Source organism: Gordonia westfalica (genome assembly GCF_900105725.1).
In the GTDB taxonomy this organism is placed as follows: Bacteria; Actinomycetota; Actinomycetes; order Mycobacteriales; family Mycobacteriaceae; genus Gordonia; species Gordonia westfalica.
Map to the genome: position 1 here is coordinate 2,170,481 of NZ_FNLM01000034.1, position 18,738 is coordinate 2,189,218.

General features: G+C 68.0%; 20 protein-coding genes. 11 read left to right on the forward strand and 9 right to left on the reverse strand.

All coding sequences use genetic code 11. The features are described from left to right. Positions 1 to 18 precede the first annotated feature (18 nt). Entirely contained in the window at positions 19 to 2,067 is a 2,049-nt protein-coding gene (locus BLU62_RS15285) for a hypothetical protein (protein WP_139180030.1), read from the reverse strand. Positions 2,068 to 2,159: 92 nt separating this feature from the next. Between BLU62_RS15285 and BLU62_RS15290 the strand changes: the two genes are divergently transcribed. Continuing rightward, entirely contained in the window at positions 2,160 to 2,708 is a 549-nt protein-coding gene (locus tag BLU62_RS15290; RefSeq protein ID WP_074850390.1) for a TetR/AcrR family transcriptional regulator, read from the forward strand. A 46-nt stretch (positions 2,709 to 2,754) separates the two neighbouring features. On the opposite strand, the gene BLU62_RS15295 is transcribed toward BLU62_RS15290, so the two are convergent. Then, a complete protein-coding gene (locus tag BLU62_RS15295; protein ID WP_074850392.1) occupies positions 2,755 to 3,591 on the reverse strand; it encodes an alpha/beta hydrolase in 837 nt (278 codons plus the stop codon). 50 nt (positions 3,592 to 3,641) lie between these two features. Further along, positions 3,642 to 4,022 carry a hypothetical protein gene (locus tag BLU62_RS15300; RefSeq protein ID WP_074850394.1) on the reverse strand — a complete coding sequence of 127 codons (381 nt, stop codon included), beginning with the start codon at positions 4,020 to 4,022 and terminating at the stop codon, positions 3,642 to 3,644. A gap of 129 nt (positions 4,023 to 4,151) precedes the next feature. Between BLU62_RS15300 and BLU62_RS15305 the strand changes: the two genes are divergently transcribed. Genes BLU62_RS15305 through BLU62_RS15315 form a run of 3 tightly spaced genes read left to right on the forward strand, consistent with a single transcriptional unit; the run spans position 4,152 to position 6,352 of the window. Next, on the forward strand, positions 4,152 to 5,123 hold the full coding sequence (locus tag BLU62_RS15305) for a pirin family protein (protein WP_074850396.1): 972 nt from the start codon (positions 4,152 to 4,154) through the stop codon (positions 5,121 to 5,123). Between the two features lie 3 nt (positions 5,124 to 5,126). Beyond that, positions 5,127 to 5,609 carry a MarR family winged helix-turn-helix transcriptional regulator gene (locus tag BLU62_RS15310; protein WP_074850398.1) on the forward strand — a complete coding sequence of 161 codons (483 nt, stop codon included), beginning with the start codon at positions 5,127 to 5,129 and terminating at the stop codon, positions 5,607 to 5,609. Next, positions 5,609 to 6,352 (forward strand): pirin family protein, encoded by a 744-nt coding sequence (locus BLU62_RS15315; protein ID WP_074850400.1) that lies wholly within the window; start codon positions 5,609 to 5,611, stop codon positions 6,350 to 6,352. The genes BLU62_RS15310 and BLU62_RS15315 overlap by 1 nt, the downstream gene beginning before the upstream one ends. 10 nt (positions 6,353 to 6,362) lie before the next feature. Here the strand turns inward: BLU62_RS15315 and BLU62_RS15320 are convergent, their stop codons facing one another. Beyond that, entirely contained in the window at positions 6,363 to 7,295 is a 933-nt protein-coding gene (locus tag BLU62_RS15320; RefSeq protein ID WP_074850402.1) for an LLM class F420-dependent oxidoreductase, read from the reverse strand. A gap of 143 nt (positions 7,296 to 7,438) precedes the next feature. On the opposite strand from BLU62_RS15320, the gene BLU62_RS15325 reads away from it, so the two are divergent. Continuing rightward, complete coding sequence (locus BLU62_RS15325) at positions 7,439 to 7,852, forward strand: hypothetical protein (protein WP_074850403.1); 414 nt, start codon at positions 7,439 to 7,441, stop codon at positions 7,850 to 7,852. 67 nt (positions 7,853 to 7,919) lie between these two features. Here BLU62_RS15325 and BLU62_RS15330 read toward each other — a convergent pair whose 3' ends face one another. Beyond that, the gene (locus BLU62_RS15330) at positions 7,920 to 8,507 is read right to left on the reverse strand and encodes an alpha/beta fold hydrolase (RefSeq protein ID WP_244278197.1); all 588 of its coding nucleotides are present in this window, start codon (positions 8,505 to 8,507) and stop codon (positions 7,920 to 7,922) included. Between the two features lie 323 nt (positions 8,508 to 8,830). On the opposite strand from BLU62_RS15330, the gene BLU62_RS33860 reads away from it, so the two are divergent. Further along, positions 8,831 to 9,010 (forward strand): helix-turn-helix domain-containing protein, encoded by a 180-nt coding sequence (locus tag BLU62_RS33860; RefSeq protein WP_244278198.1) that lies wholly within the window; start codon positions 8,831 to 8,833, stop codon positions 9,008 to 9,010. 12 nt (positions 9,011 to 9,022) lie between these two features. Here the strand turns inward: BLU62_RS33860 and BLU62_RS15340 are convergent, their stop codons facing one another. Beyond that, a complete protein-coding gene (locus tag BLU62_RS15340; protein WP_074850407.1) occupies positions 9,023 to 9,526 on the reverse strand; it encodes a mycothiol transferase in 504 nt (167 codons plus the stop codon). Between the two features lie 149 nt (positions 9,527 to 9,675). Between BLU62_RS15340 and BLU62_RS15345 the strand changes: the two genes are divergently transcribed. Genes BLU62_RS15345 through BLU62_RS15365 form a run of 5 tightly spaced genes read left to right on the forward strand, consistent with a single transcriptional unit; the run spans position 9,676 to position 15,165 of the window. Continuing rightward, a complete protein-coding gene (locus BLU62_RS15345) occupies positions 9,676 to 11,076 on the forward strand; it encodes an LLM class flavin-dependent oxidoreductase (RefSeq protein WP_244278369.1) in 1,401 nt (466 codons plus the stop codon). Positions 11,077 to 11,089: 13 nt separating this feature from the next. Continuing rightward, entirely contained in the window at positions 11,090 to 12,130 is a 1,041-nt protein-coding gene (locus BLU62_RS15350) for a methionine ABC transporter ATP-binding protein (protein WP_074850411.1), read from the forward strand. Next, positions 12,127 to 12,834, forward strand: a complete 708-nt coding sequence (locus BLU62_RS15355; RefSeq protein ID WP_074850413.1) for a methionine ABC transporter permease — start codon at positions 12,127 to 12,129, stop codon at positions 12,832 to 12,834. Before BLU62_RS15350 ends, BLU62_RS15355 begins: the two co-directional genes overlap by 4 nt. Positions 12,835 to 12,868: 34 nt before the next feature. Beyond that, entirely contained in the window at positions 12,869 to 13,807 is a 939-nt protein-coding gene (locus tag BLU62_RS15360) for a MetQ/NlpA family ABC transporter substrate-binding protein (RefSeq protein ID WP_074850415.1), read from the forward strand. Positions 13,808 to 13,833: 26 nt separating this feature from the next. Beyond that, positions 13,834 to 15,165 (forward strand): YibE/F family protein, encoded by a 1,332-nt coding sequence (locus BLU62_RS15365; RefSeq protein ID WP_074850417.1) that lies wholly within the window; start codon positions 13,834 to 13,836, stop codon positions 15,163 to 15,165. An 11-nt stretch (positions 15,166 to 15,176) separates the two neighbouring features. Here the strand turns inward: BLU62_RS15365 and BLU62_RS15370 are convergent, their stop codons facing one another. From BLU62_RS15370 to BLU62_RS15380, 3 genes are all read right to left on the reverse strand, one after another. Next, positions 15,177 to 16,022, reverse strand: coding sequence for a serine hydrolase (locus BLU62_RS15370; protein WP_084811914.1), 846 nt, complete (start codon positions 16,020 to 16,022; stop codon positions 15,177 to 15,179). Positions 16,023 to 16,193: 171 nt separating this feature from the next. Continuing rightward, on the reverse strand, positions 16,194 to 17,096 hold the full coding sequence (locus tag BLU62_RS15375) for a serine hydrolase (protein ID WP_074850421.1): 903 nt from the start codon (positions 17,094 to 17,096) through the stop codon (positions 16,194 to 16,196). Further along, positions 17,096 to 18,655: a serine/threonine-protein kinase gene (locus BLU62_RS15380; RefSeq protein WP_074852925.1), complete on the reverse strand. Its 1,560-nt coding sequence runs from the start codon at positions 18,653 to 18,655 to the stop codon at positions 17,096 to 17,098. The genes BLU62_RS15375 and BLU62_RS15380 overlap by 1 nt, the downstream gene beginning before the upstream one ends. Positions 18,656 to 18,738 lie beyond the last annotated feature (83 nt).

Consider the following 18,738-nt stretch of genomic DNA (forward strand, 5'->3'; position numbering starts at 1 on the left):
AGACAATCGGTGGACGCGTCAGGGAGCGTCGACGGCCCCCACGAGAACCTGACCTTCGTCGGTCTCCACCGCCTGGTCGTCGGCGGTTTCCTCTCCTGACCGGTCCGCCTTGCCCGCACGTCGCGATGCCCAGACGAGACAGATCACTGCCGCGGCCGCCCACGCACCCATGACCGCGAGACTGCTACCGACACCGGCGCCATCGAAGTAGATGACGTCACGGATCGCACCGAGTCCCTGCGCTGTGGGCAGGATCGCGTGCAGCACCCCGTAGAACGACGGCGCCAAGTCGAGCTGGACTGCGATACCGCTCGCGGCCACTCCGGGAATGATGAACACGAAGAGCGTGATGAGGAGCTGCGCGGGACCGATGAGCTTGAACCCGGCCAGCGTGATCAGGCCGATCGTGATCCCGAGTGCGGTGAGCATGCCGAACGCGGACAGCGCGCTGCCGTCGAAGATGTCGAACACCGTCCAGCCCCACAGCACCTGGATGGCCGCGCTGATCACGGCCACCGCGACCACGACGAGCGCCTGAACCCGGGTTCGCAGGCCGCCACCGAAGACACTGACGATCACCGCAGCGAGGAACCCGCCGACGGCGGCACCGATGCCGAGGTAGAGCGAACTCGCACCGACCGAGTCCTCGGCGGGCAGCGGTGCGACGTCGGTGATCGTTGCCGTGCGCCCACCCGACTCGACCACGCCGGTGAGCAGCGACTCGACCGCCGCAGCGGCCTGCATGCCCGCGGCGGAGGCGACGTAGACGTCGCCACTCATCGGTTCCACCGCGCCACGGAGTTCGAGATCTTCGAGCTGCTGACGGGCCACGCCGGCATCGGGCACGACGACGACATCGAGCGCGTCGCCGGCTGCGGCCTCGAGACCGGCGACCGTCTCCGTCACGGGCGCACCGGATCCGATCACCGCTATCGGCATGGAACGCGGTGCCGGGCTGTGGAAGAGCCCGACGAACACGAGAGGCATGACGATCGCGAACAACAGCGGCAGGGTCATCACACCTGCGGTCAACCGCCGGGTGAAGAGGCGCCGCTCGGCCGGCTCCGTGGGGACGGCGATCGGGAGGACTTCCTCCCCGCCCTTCCCCGGCCGCTTCAGCGTCGCCAGCGTGAACATCCCGATCGCGGCCACGGTCCAGATCGCCAGCGTGGTCAGGTCCGCCGCGATTCCCGCGCCGTCGAAGTAGATGATCCGCCGGAGGGCATCCAGACCAGACGAGGTCGTCAGGAAGTGTTGCAGCGATCCGAAGAACCCGGGCACCATGTCGGCCGGAACCCCGGCACCAGAGGCGGGTATCCCGAGGATGATGAACAGGATGACCGACACGACGGTCATCTCGGAACCGATCAGCCGGAGGCCTCCCAGATGGATCAACCCGGTCACGGCTGACAGCACTGTCAGCATCGCGCCCACCGCGAGCAGGTTGGTGCTCAACGCACCGTAGACGCCGTAGGCGATCCACGTCCCGATCACCGCGGTGATCACGCTCATCCCACCCAGGATCGCGAGATGGCGTCGCAGTCCGAGACCGGGCAGCACCATACCGAGCATCGTCGCGGTGGTGAAGCCGGCCAAGATCGCGGCGAGGCCGATGAAGAGGAACGACACCCCGACCCGGTCCTGCTCGGGCAGCGGAGCCACATCGGTGACGCTGAGTGTCTGACCACTCTGACCGGCGACTTCGGTGAAGACGGCGGTCACCGCCTGTGCCGCTGCTGCGCCTCCCGCCGAAGCGATGAAGAGGTCGCCGGTCTCCGGGTCGTATGCCGCACGACTGTCGAGATCGGCCAGCGCGCGCTTCGCCGTCTCCGTGTCGGCGACCACCGCTGCGTCGAACCGGCCCTCGGTGCTGACACCGACTCCGGTCGCGAGCTTCTGGGCTCGGTCGCCGGTGCCCACGATCTGCACCACCATGTTGGTCGGTTCTGGCTCGTGGAAGGCGGCGAGATAGGCCGCGGGCATCGCGAGGGCCATGAAAATCGGAAATGCCAGAGCCGCCAGAAGTTTCGGCCAGCTCGTCGCGGCGCCGGGTGGTCCAGATGACATGATGAAAGGCTCCTCCACGAGAACGTTGTCTTACAGTTGTAAAAAACCTTACAGATGTAAAATAGCGATCGGCAAAGTTGAAATGAGTGACGATGACGACAGTCGGTCGAACCAGCACGGATGCACGCTCGGTACGCAGTCGGACTGCGCTACTCGACGCCGCTCGTGGCCTCGTCCTCGAGCAGGGGTCGGGGGCCATCACGATCTCGGCCATCTGCCAGCGCGCACAGGTCAGCCGGCCGACCTTCTACCAGCACTACTCATCACCTGATGAACTACTGGCGGACATGGTCCGATCGCGGTTCGACGACATCCTCGCCTCGGTCCCTGAATCCGACCGAGACGACACACCTGCGGTCATCAGACGCGTTCTCGCCGACATCGGCGCGCAGCCCCGAGCCTTCGCGGGCCTTCTCGGTGACCGGGCGACGTGGGGTCAGGTCCGCTCGGCCTTCGAAGAGTGGTTGACCGAGCACCTCGCCGAAGCCCACCCGGATGCACGCCCCAGTGACCTCGACTTCGCCGCGGGAGGCACCGTCAGGTTGGTCGCAATCGCACTCGCCGCGGGCAGCGAGTCCCAGTTGGATCAGACCGCAGACGACGTATGGCGACTCGTGCAGGCCGTGCTCGACCTGCCGTAGCGATCCGCGGTCCCACACCGGGCAGTTTCCACCGGCAGAACCAACATCACTTCACACGAGTGTGGGCGACAAGCCAGCTCACGACCTCGTCGAGGACCACGTCCTGTTCGGGTTCGTTGAAGATCTCGTGGAACAGGTCGTCGTAGATGACGAGTGTCTTGTCCTCGGAACCGGCCAGGCGGTCGACGAGTTCGCTGCCCCTCGGGTCGGTGAGGGCGTCGGCGCTGCCGTGCATCACGAGCACCGGCAGCTGCAGGGACGGCAGTCGCTCCGGGAACGACTGCATCGCGGAGATCATCGCCCCGGCGAGCCCGGCCGGGATCTTGCCGCGCGTCACGAGCGGATCGGCGTCGTAGGCCGCGACGACGGCCGGATCGCGGGAGATGCTCGCCGAACTCAGTGCGGTGGTCGGCAAGCCGGGCGCGATCTTCCCCAGGACCGGCGCGATCTTGATGGCCAGGGGCGACAGGTCGTCCCCGGGGAGGACGGCGGCCCCCGAGAGGATGAGACCGTCGAGGACGTCCTGGTGGTCGAGCGCGTAGTCGAGAGCGATGCAGCCGCCCATGCTGTGCCCGATCAGGTACGTCGGCAGGGCGTCGTCGGACACGTGGGCGATGACGGTGTCGAGGTCGCCGGTGAACTCGCTGAAGCGGCGAAGCCGCATCCGTTTGCCGCCGGAACGTCCGTGCCCGACGTGGTCGGGGATCGCCACGAGATAGCCCGCGTCGACGAGCCGCTGCGCCACATGTCCGTATCGCCGACCGTGTTCGGCGAGGCCGTGGGCGATGACCACCACCCCCCGCAGGTCACCCTCGGGTCGGTGCACGTCGTAGACGATGGTCTCGCCGTGCGGGCCGCGAAAACTGTGCTCTTCCGGTCGCATTCCCTGTTCTCTCGTCAGTGGAGCCGCTCGTGTCGGTGGAGCCGCTCGTGTCAGTGGAGGCCCAGCCGTGCCGCGACCGACTTGCCCGCGGATTCGAGTACCCCGAGCGGACGCAACGCGGCCTCCCCGATCCCGACCAGCACCTCGACCCGGGCGACGACCCGCTCGAGCCGGGCGACGACGTCGGACATGCGGTCGACGGTGGTGTCCACCTGGTCGAGTGTTCCCGACATCCGTACCAGCGTCGCGTCGAGCTTCTCGATCGTCGCATCCAGATTGCCCATGGTCGGGCCGAGTCCCTCGAGGGTTTCGCCCATGTCGGCGAGGATCCCCTCGAGCTGCTCGACCGTCATGTCGGCGTTGAGTGCCGCCTGCGCCAGCTTCTTGATGCGCTGTCGCTCGGGTGGCTTCGATGACGCGGTGTCGGCCATGCGCTGGATTATCACCCACCGCACGCCCGGTGGGAGACCGAACGCGCGAGGAATAGTCCGGCGCCCCCGGCGGTTGACGCAGACATGGTTACTCAAATTTGAGTGACTTCCTGACCGAAGGAGTACACCATGCCTGCCGTCTCCGCCGACACCTTGTCGTTGACGCGCCTGTCCTCGCCCGGGATCGACGCCACCGAACGTCCCGTCCGGTCCGTCACCCGCGGACCGCGCGGCTACGAGGGAGAAGGATTCCCGGTGGTACGTGCCTTCGCAGGCGTCTCCGCCGCCGACCTCGATCCGTTCATCCACATGGACCAGATGGGCGAGGTCGACTACGAGCCCGGCGAACCGCGCGGCACCTCCTGGCATCCGCACCGCGGCTTCGAGACGGTCACCTACATCATCGACGGCCGGTTCGCCCACCAGGACTCGGCCGGCGGCGGCGGTCTCATCGAAGACGGTGCGACGCAATGGATGACGGCCGGTTCCGGCATCCTGCACATCGAGACCCCACCGGCCGAGTTGGTGGAGTCCGGCGGCCTGTTCCACGGCATCCAGCTGTGGGTCAACCTGCCGGCCAAGGACAAGTTCCTCGCGCCCAACTACCAGAATCTCGAGGGCGGCCAGGTCGGTCTGGTCACCTCCCCCGACGCCGGATCGCTGATCCGGATCATCGCCGGTGAGATCGAGGGCCACCGCGGGCCCGGCTCCACCCACACACCCATCACCTTGGCGCACGCCACCGTGCAACCCGGTGCGGCGGTGTCGATCCCGTGGCAGCCGGAGTTCAACGCACTGGTCTACGTGCTGTCCGGCCGCGGACGGGTCGGGGCCGAGGGACGTCCGGTCGAACAGGGCTCCCTCGCCGTCCTCGGAAAGGGTGACCGGATCACCGTCGCCGCCGACGGTTCGCAGGACGGCAACCGTCCCGCGTTGGAGGTCCTGCTTCTCGGGGGCCGGCCGATCCGCGAACCGGTGGCCCAGTACGGTCCGTTCGTGATGAACACCCGCCAGCAACTGGTCGAGGCCGTCGAGGACTATCAGGCCGGTCGGCTCGGCGTCGTTCCTCCGGATGCGCTGATGCCGCACACCGTTCGCTGATCCATGCCCCGACCGACCACCGGACCCGACGACGACCTGCAGGCCGCGTGGCGCGTCTTCATCGAAACCGCCGCGCGGCTGCAGACCATGCTCGACGACGACCTGCGCGCCACCGCCGGGATGAGCCTCGCCGACTACAGCGTGCTGCTCATCCTGCACGAGAGCGACGGCGGCAGGCTTCGTATGCGAGACCTGTCGCACCGCATGGTGTTCTCCTCGTCGCGCCTGTCGTACCAGGTCGATGCGATGGTGAAACGCGGTTGGCTGCAACGAGAACGAGCCACCGAGGACAGGCGCGGCAGCTACGCGTCGCTCACCGATGCGGGACGTTCCGCGTTCTCCGATGCCGCCCACGATCACTACCGCTGCGTCGATGCGCTGTTCTTCTCGGCCCTCGATCCCGCGGACGGCCGCGAGCTACGCGCGGTGCTGGAGCGGCTCGCCACCCACCTCGACACCACCCACCCGGGAATCCAGGAGACCTGATGTCACTCATCATCATCCGGGCCGACGAACGTCACCACTGGCGCAACGAATGGCTCGAGTCCTGGCAGTCGCTCCCGGCGACGGGCAACTTCGACCTGGCGGCGAACGCCCACGGAGTGCTGCTCGTGCACAACGACGATCGGGTCGACGCAGGCGAGGGACTCGACCGCCACCAGCACCGTGATGCCGAGATCGTCACGTGGGTCCTCGACGGCGCACTGCACCACCGCGATTCCGCCGGGAACGACGGTGTCCTGAAACCCGGAGTGGTACAGCGCATGACGGCCGGCCGCGGTATCGCCCACAGCGAGGGCAACGCGACCGGACGCCTCGACGGCACCGACCTGCGTGTGGTCCAGATGTGGGTCGCTCCGGACGAGGCGGGTCTCGAACCCGGATACGCCGAGGCCGATGTCACCGACGCGCTGGCGAGCGGCGATCTGGCGGTCGTCGTCTCCGGGCTACCACGGCGTGCGGCGTCGACGCCGGTGACGATCAACAACTCCGCCGCCGCCCTGCACGTGGCGCGGATGCCGGCCGGCAAGACGGTGACGCTGCCCGACGCACCGTACGGTCACCTCTACGTCGCGCGAGGCGACGTGGAAGTGGCCGGAGTCGAAGCCTCTGGGGACCGGCTCGTCGAAGGTGATGCCGTGCGGACCAGGAACGCCGGCGAGATCTCCCTGCGCAGCCCCGGCGGAGCCGAGATCCTGTTCTGGGAGATGCACGCCGGCGTCGCCTGAGCTGCTCCGATCAACCGCCCAGCTGCGGGGCCACCTTCGACGCCACGAGGTCCAGGTGGTCGAGGTCGTCGAAGTCGAGGGTCTGAAGGTACATCCGGGTGATCCCGAGCTCGCGATAGCTCTCGATCTTGGCCACCACCTCGTCGGGCGTTCCCGCCGCGCCGTTCTCGCGCAGTTCCTCCGGCTCCCGGCCGATCGCCTCCGCGCGACGCCGGAACTCGGCCTCGTCACTGCCACAACACAGGACGAGCGCGCCCGAATACGTCATGGTCTCGGGACGACGTCCCGCCTCGGCGCAGGCGGCCCGCACGTTGCCGATCAGGTCGCGGGCGACGTCGACGGGCTGGAACACCACGTTGAACTCGTCGGCGAAACGTGCGGCCAGCGCCGGGGTGCGCTTCTTGCCGCTGCCGCCGACGATGATCGGCGGGCGGGGGCTCTGCACCGGCTTCGGCAGCGCCGGCGAGTTGCTGATCTGGAAATGCTCACCGCGATAGTCGAATCGACTGCCCTCGGGCGTACCCCACAGGCCGGTGATGATCTCGAAGCTCTCCTCGAGGCGGTCGAACCGGTCCTTCAGCGACGGGAACGGGATTCCGTAGTTCTCGTGCTCTTCCTCGAACCAACCGGCCCCGAGACCGAGTTCGATTCGGCCACCACTCATCTGGTCGACGTTGGCCACCGCGATCGCGAAGGGCCCCGGAAGGCGGAACGTGGCCGACGAGACCAGCGTGCCCAGCCGGATACGCGACGTCTCACGGGCAAGGCCCGCCAGCGTGATCCACGCGTCGGAGGGTCCGGGCAGCCCGTCACCGCCCATGCCGCTGTAGTGGTCGGAGCGGAAGAACGCATCGAAGCCGAGGTCCTCGGTCGCCTTCGCCATGGCGAGCAGCTGATCGTAGGTAGCACCTTGCTGGGGTTCGGTGAAGATTCGCAATTGCACGGTTTCAACTTACGCGCAGTGGGCATTCACCTCGTGCGGCCCGAGCCCCCCGGCCGCCCATCCGGCACCTCGGCGAATCCGAATCGCTTGGGCACGACACCCAACCCGGTACTCGCGCGAGTACACGACAAAGGAGTCCGAAAATGAAGACAGTTGCCCGTACAGCCCTCGGTTTCGTCGTCGCCGCCGCAGGCGCGACCGCGGTATCGCTCGCGGCCTCGCCGTCGGCGAGTGCAGCACCCTCCCTGTGTCCGGCTCTGCCTGGTCAGAGCTCCTCCACGACATCCTGCAGCGCCGAATCCGGCCCCACCGGCCTCGCGCTGGCCATCACCGACAACGGCGGCAAGGCCACCTCCACCGCAGACAACTTCGCCGGCCCCGCGGCCATCGCACTCGGCCCCGGCGCCACGGTCACCATGACCGGTGATCGAGCCGGACTGGCCATCGGCATCGCAGGTGCCGGAGGCGAGGTCGTCGTCGACGGCAAGAACGGCCCCACCTGCAAGGGCCCGGCTTTCGCGGGCGACTTCCAGACCTTCAAGGGCTGCATGTCCTGACCCTCTTCCGGATGGAAGACGGGCACGACTTCGCGCCACCGGTGCGGAGGGCGACCGGCCTGGAGTCCTAGGGTCGGCCTGCCTCCACCATCTTCGCCGCGAGCAGCGACGGGTTGGTGAACATCACCTCGTGACTGCCCGGCATCTGCACCAGACGAAACAGACCGAGGCGCGACGACATCCGCGGATGCCAGCCCCACTCTCCTTGCGGCAGCGCCATGTCCTCGGTCGCGTCGATGTAACTCCTGGGGATCTCGCTCTCGTAGAAGCGCGTCAGATCGAGTTTGTCGGCCATCGGCTGCAACGGTTCCGGTGAGAGCAGTTCGTAGGTCCGCGTCGCGGTGTCCAGATCGGCGTCCTGGATGAACGCCTCGCGCCAGATCGGGAACGGCAGCATCACCGTGTTGTCGTCGCTGGCCGCCGCCAAACCGTTGAACAGGTCACGGTAGTGCGGCGGCGCCTCATCCATCAGGCTGTTGCCCGGCTGCGGCACAAAGGCATTCCAGAAGACGAGCCGCTGAATCCGCTGCGGGATCTCTTCTGCCAGTTGCGCGATCACGGTGCCGCCGTAGCTGTGGCCGACCAGCACGAAGTCCGTCAGGTCGTTGGTCTCGACGTAATCGACGATCGATTTCACACTGACGTTGTCCGACAACGCGATCCACACCTTGCGCTATGGCACGGACGTACGGATCGATCCGGATCCCCTGGGGGCCTGGGTTCTCGTGAGCACCCCGGTACGCGGGAAACTCACCATCCGGTCGCGGATGATCGCTGCGGCCCTCGTGGCGACGCATCCCGTACAGGCAAGCCAGGCGGATGACCGGCCGGCCGTGCCGCGCCAGATCCGCAGAGCCGTCGAACTCGTCGAACGCTCCGCACACGAGGACCTGACCGTCACACAGCTGGCCGCCGCCGCGGGGATCGGGGTCCGCGCGCTGCAGCAGGGCTTTCGGGAGCACCTGCAAGATGAGTCCGATGCAGTTCCTGAGGCAGATCCGACTCGAACGGGCCCATCAGCAGCTACTCCGAGAAGACCCCGCCACCGTCACCGTCGCGGAGGTCGCCCAATCCTGGGGTTTCGACAATCTCGGCCGATTCTCCCAGATGTACCGCCACCGCTACGGCCGCCTCCTCTCGCACACGCTCCGCGACTGACGGTGCTCGTCGTCAGGTGAAGAGTCCGCGTAGGTACGCGGCCTGCCCGATGTGCTGGGCATCGTCGTCGACGACGCTGACCAGCCGGACGCCGAGCGTCACCGGCGGGTCCCAGTTGGTGTCGACGATCCGGTCCAGATCCGAATCACTCAGGGACTCAATGTAGTCGACAGAAGCCGCGTGGGTGGCGTCGTAGTAGTCACGGAGCAGGCCGGCGTCGTCGACGACGACCCGCGCCACCTCGTCGGCCGAATGGCCGTATCCGGTGTCGGCCGGCGAGAACGGCAGATCGAATCGGTCGACCCAACCGCCGCTCACCCACACCTCGTCGGTGTCGGCGACATCGGCGACTTGCGCATCCTGAACGCGTGTCAGGTGCCACACCAACCACGCGATCGTGTTGGCGCCCGAGGCCGGTGCCCGGTTCAGGACCTCGGGTTCCAAGCCGCTGAGCAGCGCGTGAACATTCTCGGAGACGCGTCCGAGACCGTCGACTAACACATCTGTGGCACGCATGCGGCAAGTTTAGTTCGCTGTGCGCGCAAAGATGGCGACTCCACCGATCCATCTGGATCATTCCTCCGGTGTCTGAACAGAACCGGCCTGCCGTGACCCCCGACAACGGCACGCGCTCCACCCGCAAGATCCGCTTCAACGCCTTCGACATGAATTGCGTTGCGCACCAGTCCCCCGGCCTGTGGCGCCATCCGAGCGACCGGTCGTGGGACTACAACACCATCGACTACTGGGTCGATCTCGCCCGTCTTCTGGAGACCGGCGGATTCGACGGCCTGTTCATCGCCGACGTCCTCGGCACGTACGACGTCTTCGCCGGCAACGACGAGGCCGCGATCCGTCAGGGCACCCAGATCCCGGTCAACGACCCCATGCTGCTGGTCTCGGCGATGGCCCACGCCACCGAGAACCTCGGGTTCGGCATCACCACCGCAACCGGTTTCGAGCACCCCTACCCGTTCGCGCGCCGCATGTCGACACTCGATCACCTGACCCGGGGCCGTGTCGGCTGGAACGTCGTGACCGGGTACCTGCCGTCGGGCGCACGCAATCTCGGCGACGACGACCAGCTCGAGCACGACGACCGCTACGACCACGCCGACGAGTACCTGACCGTGCTCTACAAGCTGTGGGAGGGTTCCTGGGAGCGCGACGCGGTGCGTCGCGACCGGGAGGCCGGGGTCTTCGCCGAGCCGTCCAAGGTCCACCACATCGGCCACCAGGGAAAGCATTTCAAGGTCCCGGGCATCCACCTGTCCGAGCCGTCTCCGCAGGGCTCGCCGGTCATCTACCAGGCCGGCGCCTCGCCGCGCGGACGTCGTTTCGCCGCGGAGAACGCCGAGGCCATCTTCGTCGGCGCACCCACCAAGGCGATCCTGCGCAACGTGGTCAGCCAGATCCGCGAAGAACTCGTCCTCGCCGGACGCGACCCCTACGACGCCAAGATCTACACGCTGCTCACCATCATCACCGACTCGACGCCCGAGGCCGCGCGCGCGAAAGCCGCTGAGTACCAGTCCTATGCGAGCGAAGAGGGTGCACTCGTCCTCATGTCCGGCTGGATGGGCATCGACCTCGCGAGCTACGACATCGACGACCCGATCGGCAACGTGCAGAGCAACGCCATCCAGTCGGCGGTTGCGGCGTTCCAGCAGGCCTCCGAGAGCGGCGAGGAATGGCGCATCCGCGACATCGCGGCCTGGGGTGGCGTCGGCGGTATGGGCCCCGTCCTGATCGGCTCGGGTGACGAGGTCGCCGAGCATCTGCAGGACTGGGTCACCGAAACCGACGTCGACGGTTTCAACGTCGCCTACGCGGTCACGCCGGGATCGTTCGAGGACATCATCACCCACGTGGTGCCCGCCCTCGAGCGTCGCGGCCTCTACGAGCGCGACTACGCCCCGGGCAGCCTGCGCAACAAGCTCTTCGGACGCGGCGACCAGCTGCCCGAGAACCACCGCGGTTCCACCTACCGCGTCGGCGGCGTGAACTCGACCATCGACGACTCCATCCGTGAGCGCAACCGCCTCACCACCGCCGGAACGAAGTGACCAGGACCGCACGATGATCGAAGTCGTTGGACTCACCAAGGTGTTCGGGGTCGGTTCGCCGAACCCGACCACCGTTCTCGACGAAGTCGAGTTCACCGTCGGCTCCGGCGAGATCTTCGCCGTCGTCGGCCCGTCCGGTGCGGGTAAGAGCACCCTGGCACGCTGTCTCAACCTCCTGGAGCGCCCGACCTCGGGGAGGGTCGTCGTCAACGGCGAGGACCTCACCGCGCTCGGCACCTCCGGACTTCGGGATGCCCGTCGCCGTATCGGCACGGTGTTCCAGTCGGCCAGCCTGCTCTCCCGCCGGACCGCGGCGCAGAACGTGGCGCTGCCGCTCGAATACCTGGGTGCGACAAAGGCTTCCACCAGGTCGCGGGTCGCCGACCTGCTCGACCTGGTGGGGCTGTCCGACAAGGCCGATCTGTACCCGCATCAGCTCTCGGGCGGACAGCGTCAACGTGTGGGCATCGCCCGCGCCCTCGCACTGAAGCCGTCGGTGCTCCTGTCCGACGAGGCGACGTCCGGACTCGACCCGGCCGCGACCGACACGTTCCTGCAGCTGCTGACCGAGGTCCGCGACGAACTCGGCCTGGCAGTCGTGTTCATCACCCACGAGATGGACACCATCGTGCGGGTCGCCGACACCGTCGGCCGGCTCGATCACGGCCGCATCGTCGAACACGGGCGCCTCGAGAACCTCGTCCTCGACGCGGATTCCGTTCTCGGACGGGCACTTCGGCCCCGCGGCCCCAGCGCGGCCGCAACCGCCGACGACACCCCGATCACGGTGATCTACAACTCGACGACGGTGCCCGCCGACTGGCTCACCCGCCTCGGCGGATCCCTGGGCATCCCGATCTCGGTGCTCGGAGCCAACATCCAGACCATCGACGGCACCGCCTTCGGCGATCTGACCGTCTCCGTGCCGGCCGGACACGCGTCCGGATTCATCGGCGCGGCAGCCGAACTCGGCCTCGTGGCCCGAGTCGCGGAAGCACCCGCGCCGGCCACCGGTGCCGGTACCGAGAAGAAGGACGCGGGGGTGGCGGCATGAGCACGATCAACCTGGCCGCCATCACCGTACCGCTCGACGAGATCCCCGATCTGCTGTGGCCGGCGTTCGTCGACACGGTCCTGATGGTAAGCATCGTGATGGTCGTCGTGCTGGTCGTCGGCGTTCCGCTCGGCGCGTTGGTCCACAACCTCGCTCCCGGTGGGCTCTTCGAGAACCGGGCGCTGCACACGCCGTTGTCCTGGATCATCAGCATCGGCCGGTCGCTGCCGTTCCTGGTGCTGATGACGGCGATCATCCCGTTCACCCGCCTCATCACCGGCACCAACATCGGCATCGCAGCGGCGGTGGTCCCGATGTCGATCGCGGGTATCGCGTTCTTCACCCGCATCGTGGAGAACTCGCTGCGGTCGGTGCCGGCGTCGACGATCGACGTGGCCCGGGCGTCGGGCGGCTCCAACGCCCAGATCATCTGGAAGGCACAGGTTCCCGAGGCTCTGCCGAGCATCGTGGGTGGCCTGACCATCAACACGATCGCGATGATCGAATACTCGACCATCGCGGGCACGATCGGCGCCGGCGGTCTCGGCTACGTCGCGGTCACCTACGGCTACCAGCGATTCGACCAGGGCGTCATGATCGCCACGATCATCGTCCTCATCATCACCGTGGCGTTGATCCAGCTCGCCGGCGACGCGCTCGCCCGCAGCCTCAACCCGGTGACCTCCAAGCGCGTCAACCACTGACGCATCACCTTCACCACACTTGAAAGGTCCACTCATGTCTCAGGACACCGGTTCCACCACCGAGGTGTCGGTTTCGTCGCCCGACAACCTCCCACCCGCAGGCAATTCCGACATCGAGATCTCGAAGCGTCGCCACTGGCCGCTGATCGCCGGCGTCCTCGTGATCGTCGCCGTGCTGGCCGGCGTTCTCGGCTGGCGTTTCCTCGGGTCGGATTCGACCTCCCCCAACGAGACCGCCGGCGCAACGCTCACCGTCGTCACCGCCGAGGGCAACGCCTCCGAGCAGGCCCTCGTCGAGTTCGTCGGCGAAGAGGTCGCACCCCGCTACGGCATCAAGGTCGACTTCAAGGGCCTCGCCGACTCGACGACCCTCAACCGCGCCGTGAGCGACGGCGAGGTCGCCGGCACCATCTACCAGCACAAGCTGTGGCTGGCGCAGGTGCTCGAGGCCAACCCCGACTTCAAGGAAGTGGCGGCCACCCCCGTCTTCCGCTGGGGCTTCGGCATCTGGTCGGACAAGTACAAGGACGTCGGGGACCTCCCGCAGAACGCGAAGGTCTCGCTCTACTCCGATCCCGCGAACGAGGCACAGGGCCTCTGGCTGCTCGAGCGCGCCGGTCTGATCACCCTCAAGCCGGGCATCGACAAGTGGAAGGCGACCCAGAAGGACATCGCCGACAACCCGCGCAACCTGCAGTTCGTGCTGCTCGACTTCGCCGCGCAGTCGCGGTCGCTGGCCGATCTCGACGCCACCGTCGGCTACACCGAGTACTACCTGGCCGCGAACATCCCGATCGAGAAGCAGATCTACGCGCCCCCGGCCCCCGACGAGTTCGCCGGGCAGCTGACCATCGGTACCGAGTGGGAGAACACCGACAACATCAAGAACCTCGTCGCCGCGTTCAAGGATCCCGCGGTCCAGGAGTTCCTGGCCACCGATCCGCGGGTGAAGGGCATCCTGCTGCCCCTGTAGTTTCGCTTGCACATAGGCTCACCCGCGTGGAGCGCAAACATCACGGTCACCCGCATTCGCTGACCGATATCTCCCACATGCTGTCCCCGTTCGCGCGGTGGCTGGTCATCGGGACACTGGCGGTCACCGCGGTGGCGGTGACGATCGGCATGATCGTCCTCTGGCCGTCGGATTCCGAGCATCCGGTGCCCACCCAGTTCCGGTCCGCCGACGGCGGGTCGATCGAGACGGTCGACGGCGAGGTCGTCGACCAGTTCCGGGCGAGCTGCCTGAACCCGGCGGCGGGCTCGGTGCTCGAGACCGCCGACATCCCCATCAACCCGGTCGCCGACGGTCCGTGCATCCTCAACGCGGTCCGCTTCGACTCCGGTGAGGTCGCCGGCCGGTACACGGTGCTGGAGATCCCCACGAAGGGTGCGCAGTCCGGCGCCGCGCCGGGGACCGAAGGGGTGCCGGCACCGGGATCGCTCGACGAGCCCCAGGCCGGTCAGCCGACCCTGCACGTCGGCGACGCGATCCGGCTCTCCACGGTGCCCGGCCCGGACGGCAACCGCTACACCTTCTTCGACTTCCAGCGCGGCACCGCCACGATCATCTGGGCGATCCTGTTCATCGCGGCCATCGTGCTGGTCGCGGCGTGGCGCGGTTTCCGGTCGATCATCGGCCTCGCGTTCGCCTTCATCGTCCTCGGCGGGTTCACCCTGCCCGCCATCCTCGACGGCTCGTCCCCGGTCGCGGTGGCAGTGGTGTCGTCGGCGGTCATTCTGTTCGTGGTGCTCTATCTCGCGCACGGCATCAGCCTCCGCACGAGTTCGGCCCTGCTCGGCACGCTGGTCTCGCTGCTGATGGCCGGTCTGCTGAGCTGGCTGGCGATCGAGACGATGAACCTGACCGGCCTGTCCGGCGACCAGACCACCAACCTGCAGGTCTATCAGGGCAACATCTCGGTCAGCGGCCTCCTGCTGGCCGGGTTCATCATCGGCACGCTCGGCGTCCTCAACGATGTGACGATCACGCAGGCGTCGGCGGCCTTCGAGCTGGCCGCCGCGGGTGAACCCACCCGGCTCGCGACCTTCAAGGCCGCGATGCGCGTCGGACGCGACCACATCGCGAGCACCGTCTACACGCTGGTGTTCGCCTACGCGGGCAGCGCCCTGCCGCTGATGCTGCTGTTCTCGGTCGCCCGGCAACCCCTCGGCGGTCTGCTCACCACGGACGTGGTGGCCGTCGAACTGGCCCGGTCCTTCGTCGGCGGCATCGCGATCGCGCTGTCGGTTCCGCTGACGACCGCGATCGCCGCGGCCCTCTGCCGGCCCGCGGGCGCGCCGTCACCGGCGGTCGCGCACGCGGCGACCTGAGATCCGGCCGTTCAGCACCGCCCCTTGGGCAGTTCGGCCAGGTTCTTGCCGAGCCAGTTGCCCAGGCGGGTCAGCATCTTGGTGCCGTCGGTGAACGATCCGCTGCGCGGGATCGCCGCCATCGACACCGCGACCTGACCGTCGGTGGTCGTGATGATGCCGAGCTGACGCACGAGGTGCCCACCGGACTTGGAGGTGGCCGGCCCCCAGCCGCCCTTGACGGCGGTCACCGCACCCTTGTTCCGTCCGACCTTGGCGATCCCCCACTGCTGGTTCGGGGCGACGTCGCTCATCAGCCGGATGATCTGCTCGCTGCCGGGCAGGCAGGGCAGGTGTGCGCCGAACAGCGCCTGATCGCGCAGGGCCCAGGAGGTGTACCCGGGGTACGACGCCGGAGTGTCGATCTCCGAGGAGACATGGGTTCGGGTGTCGTGTCCCTCGCGCAGCACGGCGGTCACCGCGTCGACGGAGGCGCGACCGCCACCCAGCGCACCCCACAGTTCGCCCGCGGCGTCGTTGTCGGAGAAGGTGATCGCCTTGTCCTCCATCGCTGCGACGGCCACTCCTCGCTTGCGTTGCGCGGCCAGCGAGACCGGCACCTTCAACGTCGACCACGCCCGGCCCGCCTTGAGCGATCCCAGCGAGATGACCTGGTTGCCGCCGACCGGCACGATCGCGATGCCCAGCTGTCCGGGCAGCGACTTCTTCATCGACTTCTGGAGTGTGGCGTAGCTCTTCGCCAGCTTCGCCTCGATCGGTTCCGGCGGCGTGAGCCACGTTGCGAACGGTTCGGGCAGCGGCGGCAACACCGGGAGCGGGACCGCGGTCGCGGTGCCGGCACCGACGACCAGGGACATCATCAGGGCGCCGACGGCGGAGGCGAACCTAGTCACAACTTTCACAATTTTCTCCTGAGTCACTCTAGACACACGAGAATAGGGGGCGGATTGGTCAGGTGACCAGCTTGTATACCCAATCGGGACCTTGTTGCGACCGGCGTCACGCCCCGGTCGTCGTGGAATCCGGCCTCAGGCGTTGCACCTGCCGCGCGGCAGCCGGGTCATGTTGGTGTTGAGCCAGGTGGATACCGCGTTCAGCGCCGCGATCCCCGACGTCATCGTTCCGCCGACCGCGCTCATCGCGACCGCGGTGCGTCTTCCGTCGCGGAAGGTGAACAGGCCGATCTGACGGACGAGGTATCCCTCGGTCATGCCCGGTCCCCAGCCGCCCTTCACCGCGGTGGCGCGGGGCGCGCGCATCACCTCGACGCCCCACTGCTGATTGCCGGCCACCTCGCCCATGAGCGCGAGCACCGATTGTGCGCCCTCGAGACACGGCAGATGGGCGGTGAAGGTCGCGGCATCGGGCAGTGCCCAGATGGTCTGCCCGAAGATCGTGTAGCCCGGCCGACGCTGCGTGGCCGGGACGACCGTGCCGGCGTCACCGCCGTCTCGCAGTACACCGGTGACCGCGTCGGCAGCGGCCTGTCCGCCGCCCAGCGAGGCCCACAGCTCTTCTGCGGAACCGTTGTCGGAGTTGACGATCGCAGCTGCGGCGGCGGGGCTGGGCCCGTTCTGACGTTCGGCGGCGACCGCGAGCGGCACCTTGATCGTCGACCACGCGACCCGCGCTGTGGTGTCACCCAGGGTCAGAGCGGGCACGGCGTCGCCGCCGACGGGCGCGATCGCGATGCCGACGGTCAGCCCGGTCGACGACGCGACCTTGCGGAAGCCCGCGGCGAGAGCGTCGTAGGAAGCCGGATTCGACGGCGACACGGGAGCCGGCCGGACGGAGGTCGGCGGTGTCGACGTGACGGTCACGGTGACCGGACTGATCGGGGCCGGGTCGGCAGAGGTCGCACAACCGGCGGTGACCGCCACGACGCAGCCGAGCGCCACCGCCACGGATCTGATCCGCTGTGTCGTCGCCATCAGTAGATGTGCACCACCGCATCGTTGCCGCCGCGGCATGCCACGATCGCCCCTTCCGGGACGCAGCTCATCGCGTACGACTGCCCCGTCACGGGGCTCGCCGCGGTCACCACACGCGGGGAACGTTCCTGGCCCGCCCGAAAGTACGCGTCCCGGACCGCGAACGCGAACGGGCAACTCGTCACCGACGTCCCCACGCCCACCGTCCCGTCACACGGCGCCGACCCCGGCGGAGGCGACGCGGGAGCGCCGGGTCCCTCGGGTGCGTTGTCGACGGTCGGCGGGGCGACCGTCTCGGTGACCGTCGGCGTGGTCGGGTCGGCGGCCTGCTCCGAACTGTCCCCGCCCGAACCCGCGAGCAGGACGCCCACGACGACGGCGATGCCCACGAGGACGACGGCGATCAGTCCCAGGAGGATCGGTATCGCGACCGAGCGGCGTGGCGCGGGCTGCTGATGGACCGGCGGATACCCGGGCGGCGGCCCGTACGCGCCCGGGAACTGCTGGGGTCCCGAGAAGTGCTGGGATCCCGAATAGTGCGGGGCCGCCGGGATCTGCTGCGACTCGCCGAACGTCTGCGGACCGGAGAGCTGCCGGGTGCCGGGGGCGTTCTCGGGTCCGGTCGTCTGGCGGATCAGGGTCGGCTCGTAAGCCGGTTCGACGGGAGCGATGACGGTGTGCGGCGCCTTGATGATGCTGGTCGCCGGATCCGGTGAGGCCTTGTGGAGCGAGACGCCCGACAGCGCCGCGCGTGCCGCCCGGGCCAGCTCGCGTGCCGAGCCGTAGCGCTCGGCCGGTTCCGCGGCGAGGCCTCTCCGGATGACCGCGTCCATCGCCTCCGGGATGTCGGCGTTGACCGAACTCGGCGCGGGAGGCGGCGTGAGCACCGCCGCCCTGATCGCGGCGCTCACCGTCTTCGCCGGATGCGGTACCTGCCCGGTGAGGCACTCGAACAGCACGCACGCGAGGCCGTAGATGTCGCTCGCCGGACCCGGCGACGCCGCGTCGAAGAGTTCCGGCGCCATGTAGGCGATCGAACCGACGGCGGTTCCCGTCTGCGTGAGATGAGTGTCGTCGGCGCCGTGGGCGATACCGAAATCGACGAGGTACGCGAAGTCGTTGGCGTCGACGAGGATGTTCTCCGGCTTGATGTCCCGGTGCGTCAGCCCCTCGGCGTGGGCGGCGTCGAGCGCGGCGGCGACCTGCTCGATGATCGAGACCGCACGCGCGGGATCGATTCTCGTCTCGCGGCTCAGCAGTGCCCGCAGGTCTTGGCCGTCGACCAGACGCATGTCGATGAAGAGCACTCCGTCGATCTCGCCCCAGTCGTGGATCGGGATGACATGCGGCTCACCGAGTCGCGCCGCGGCATGCGACTCGCGACGGAATCGCTCCTGGTACATGGTGTCGCCGGCGAGGCCCGGATTGAGCAGCTTCAGCGCGACGGTGCGCTCCTTGGTGGTGTCGTGGGCCCGGTAGACCTCGCCCATGCCGCCCCGGCCCAACAACGCGTCGAGACGATATGGCCCGAACTGCGTGCCGACCCGGCTTCCTGACATAACGAGCAGCATAAGCCGCTCGACTGACACTTCTCTGTCGCCCGGTCGATCGCATCTGCCGCCCGGGCGACAGCATTCGGAGG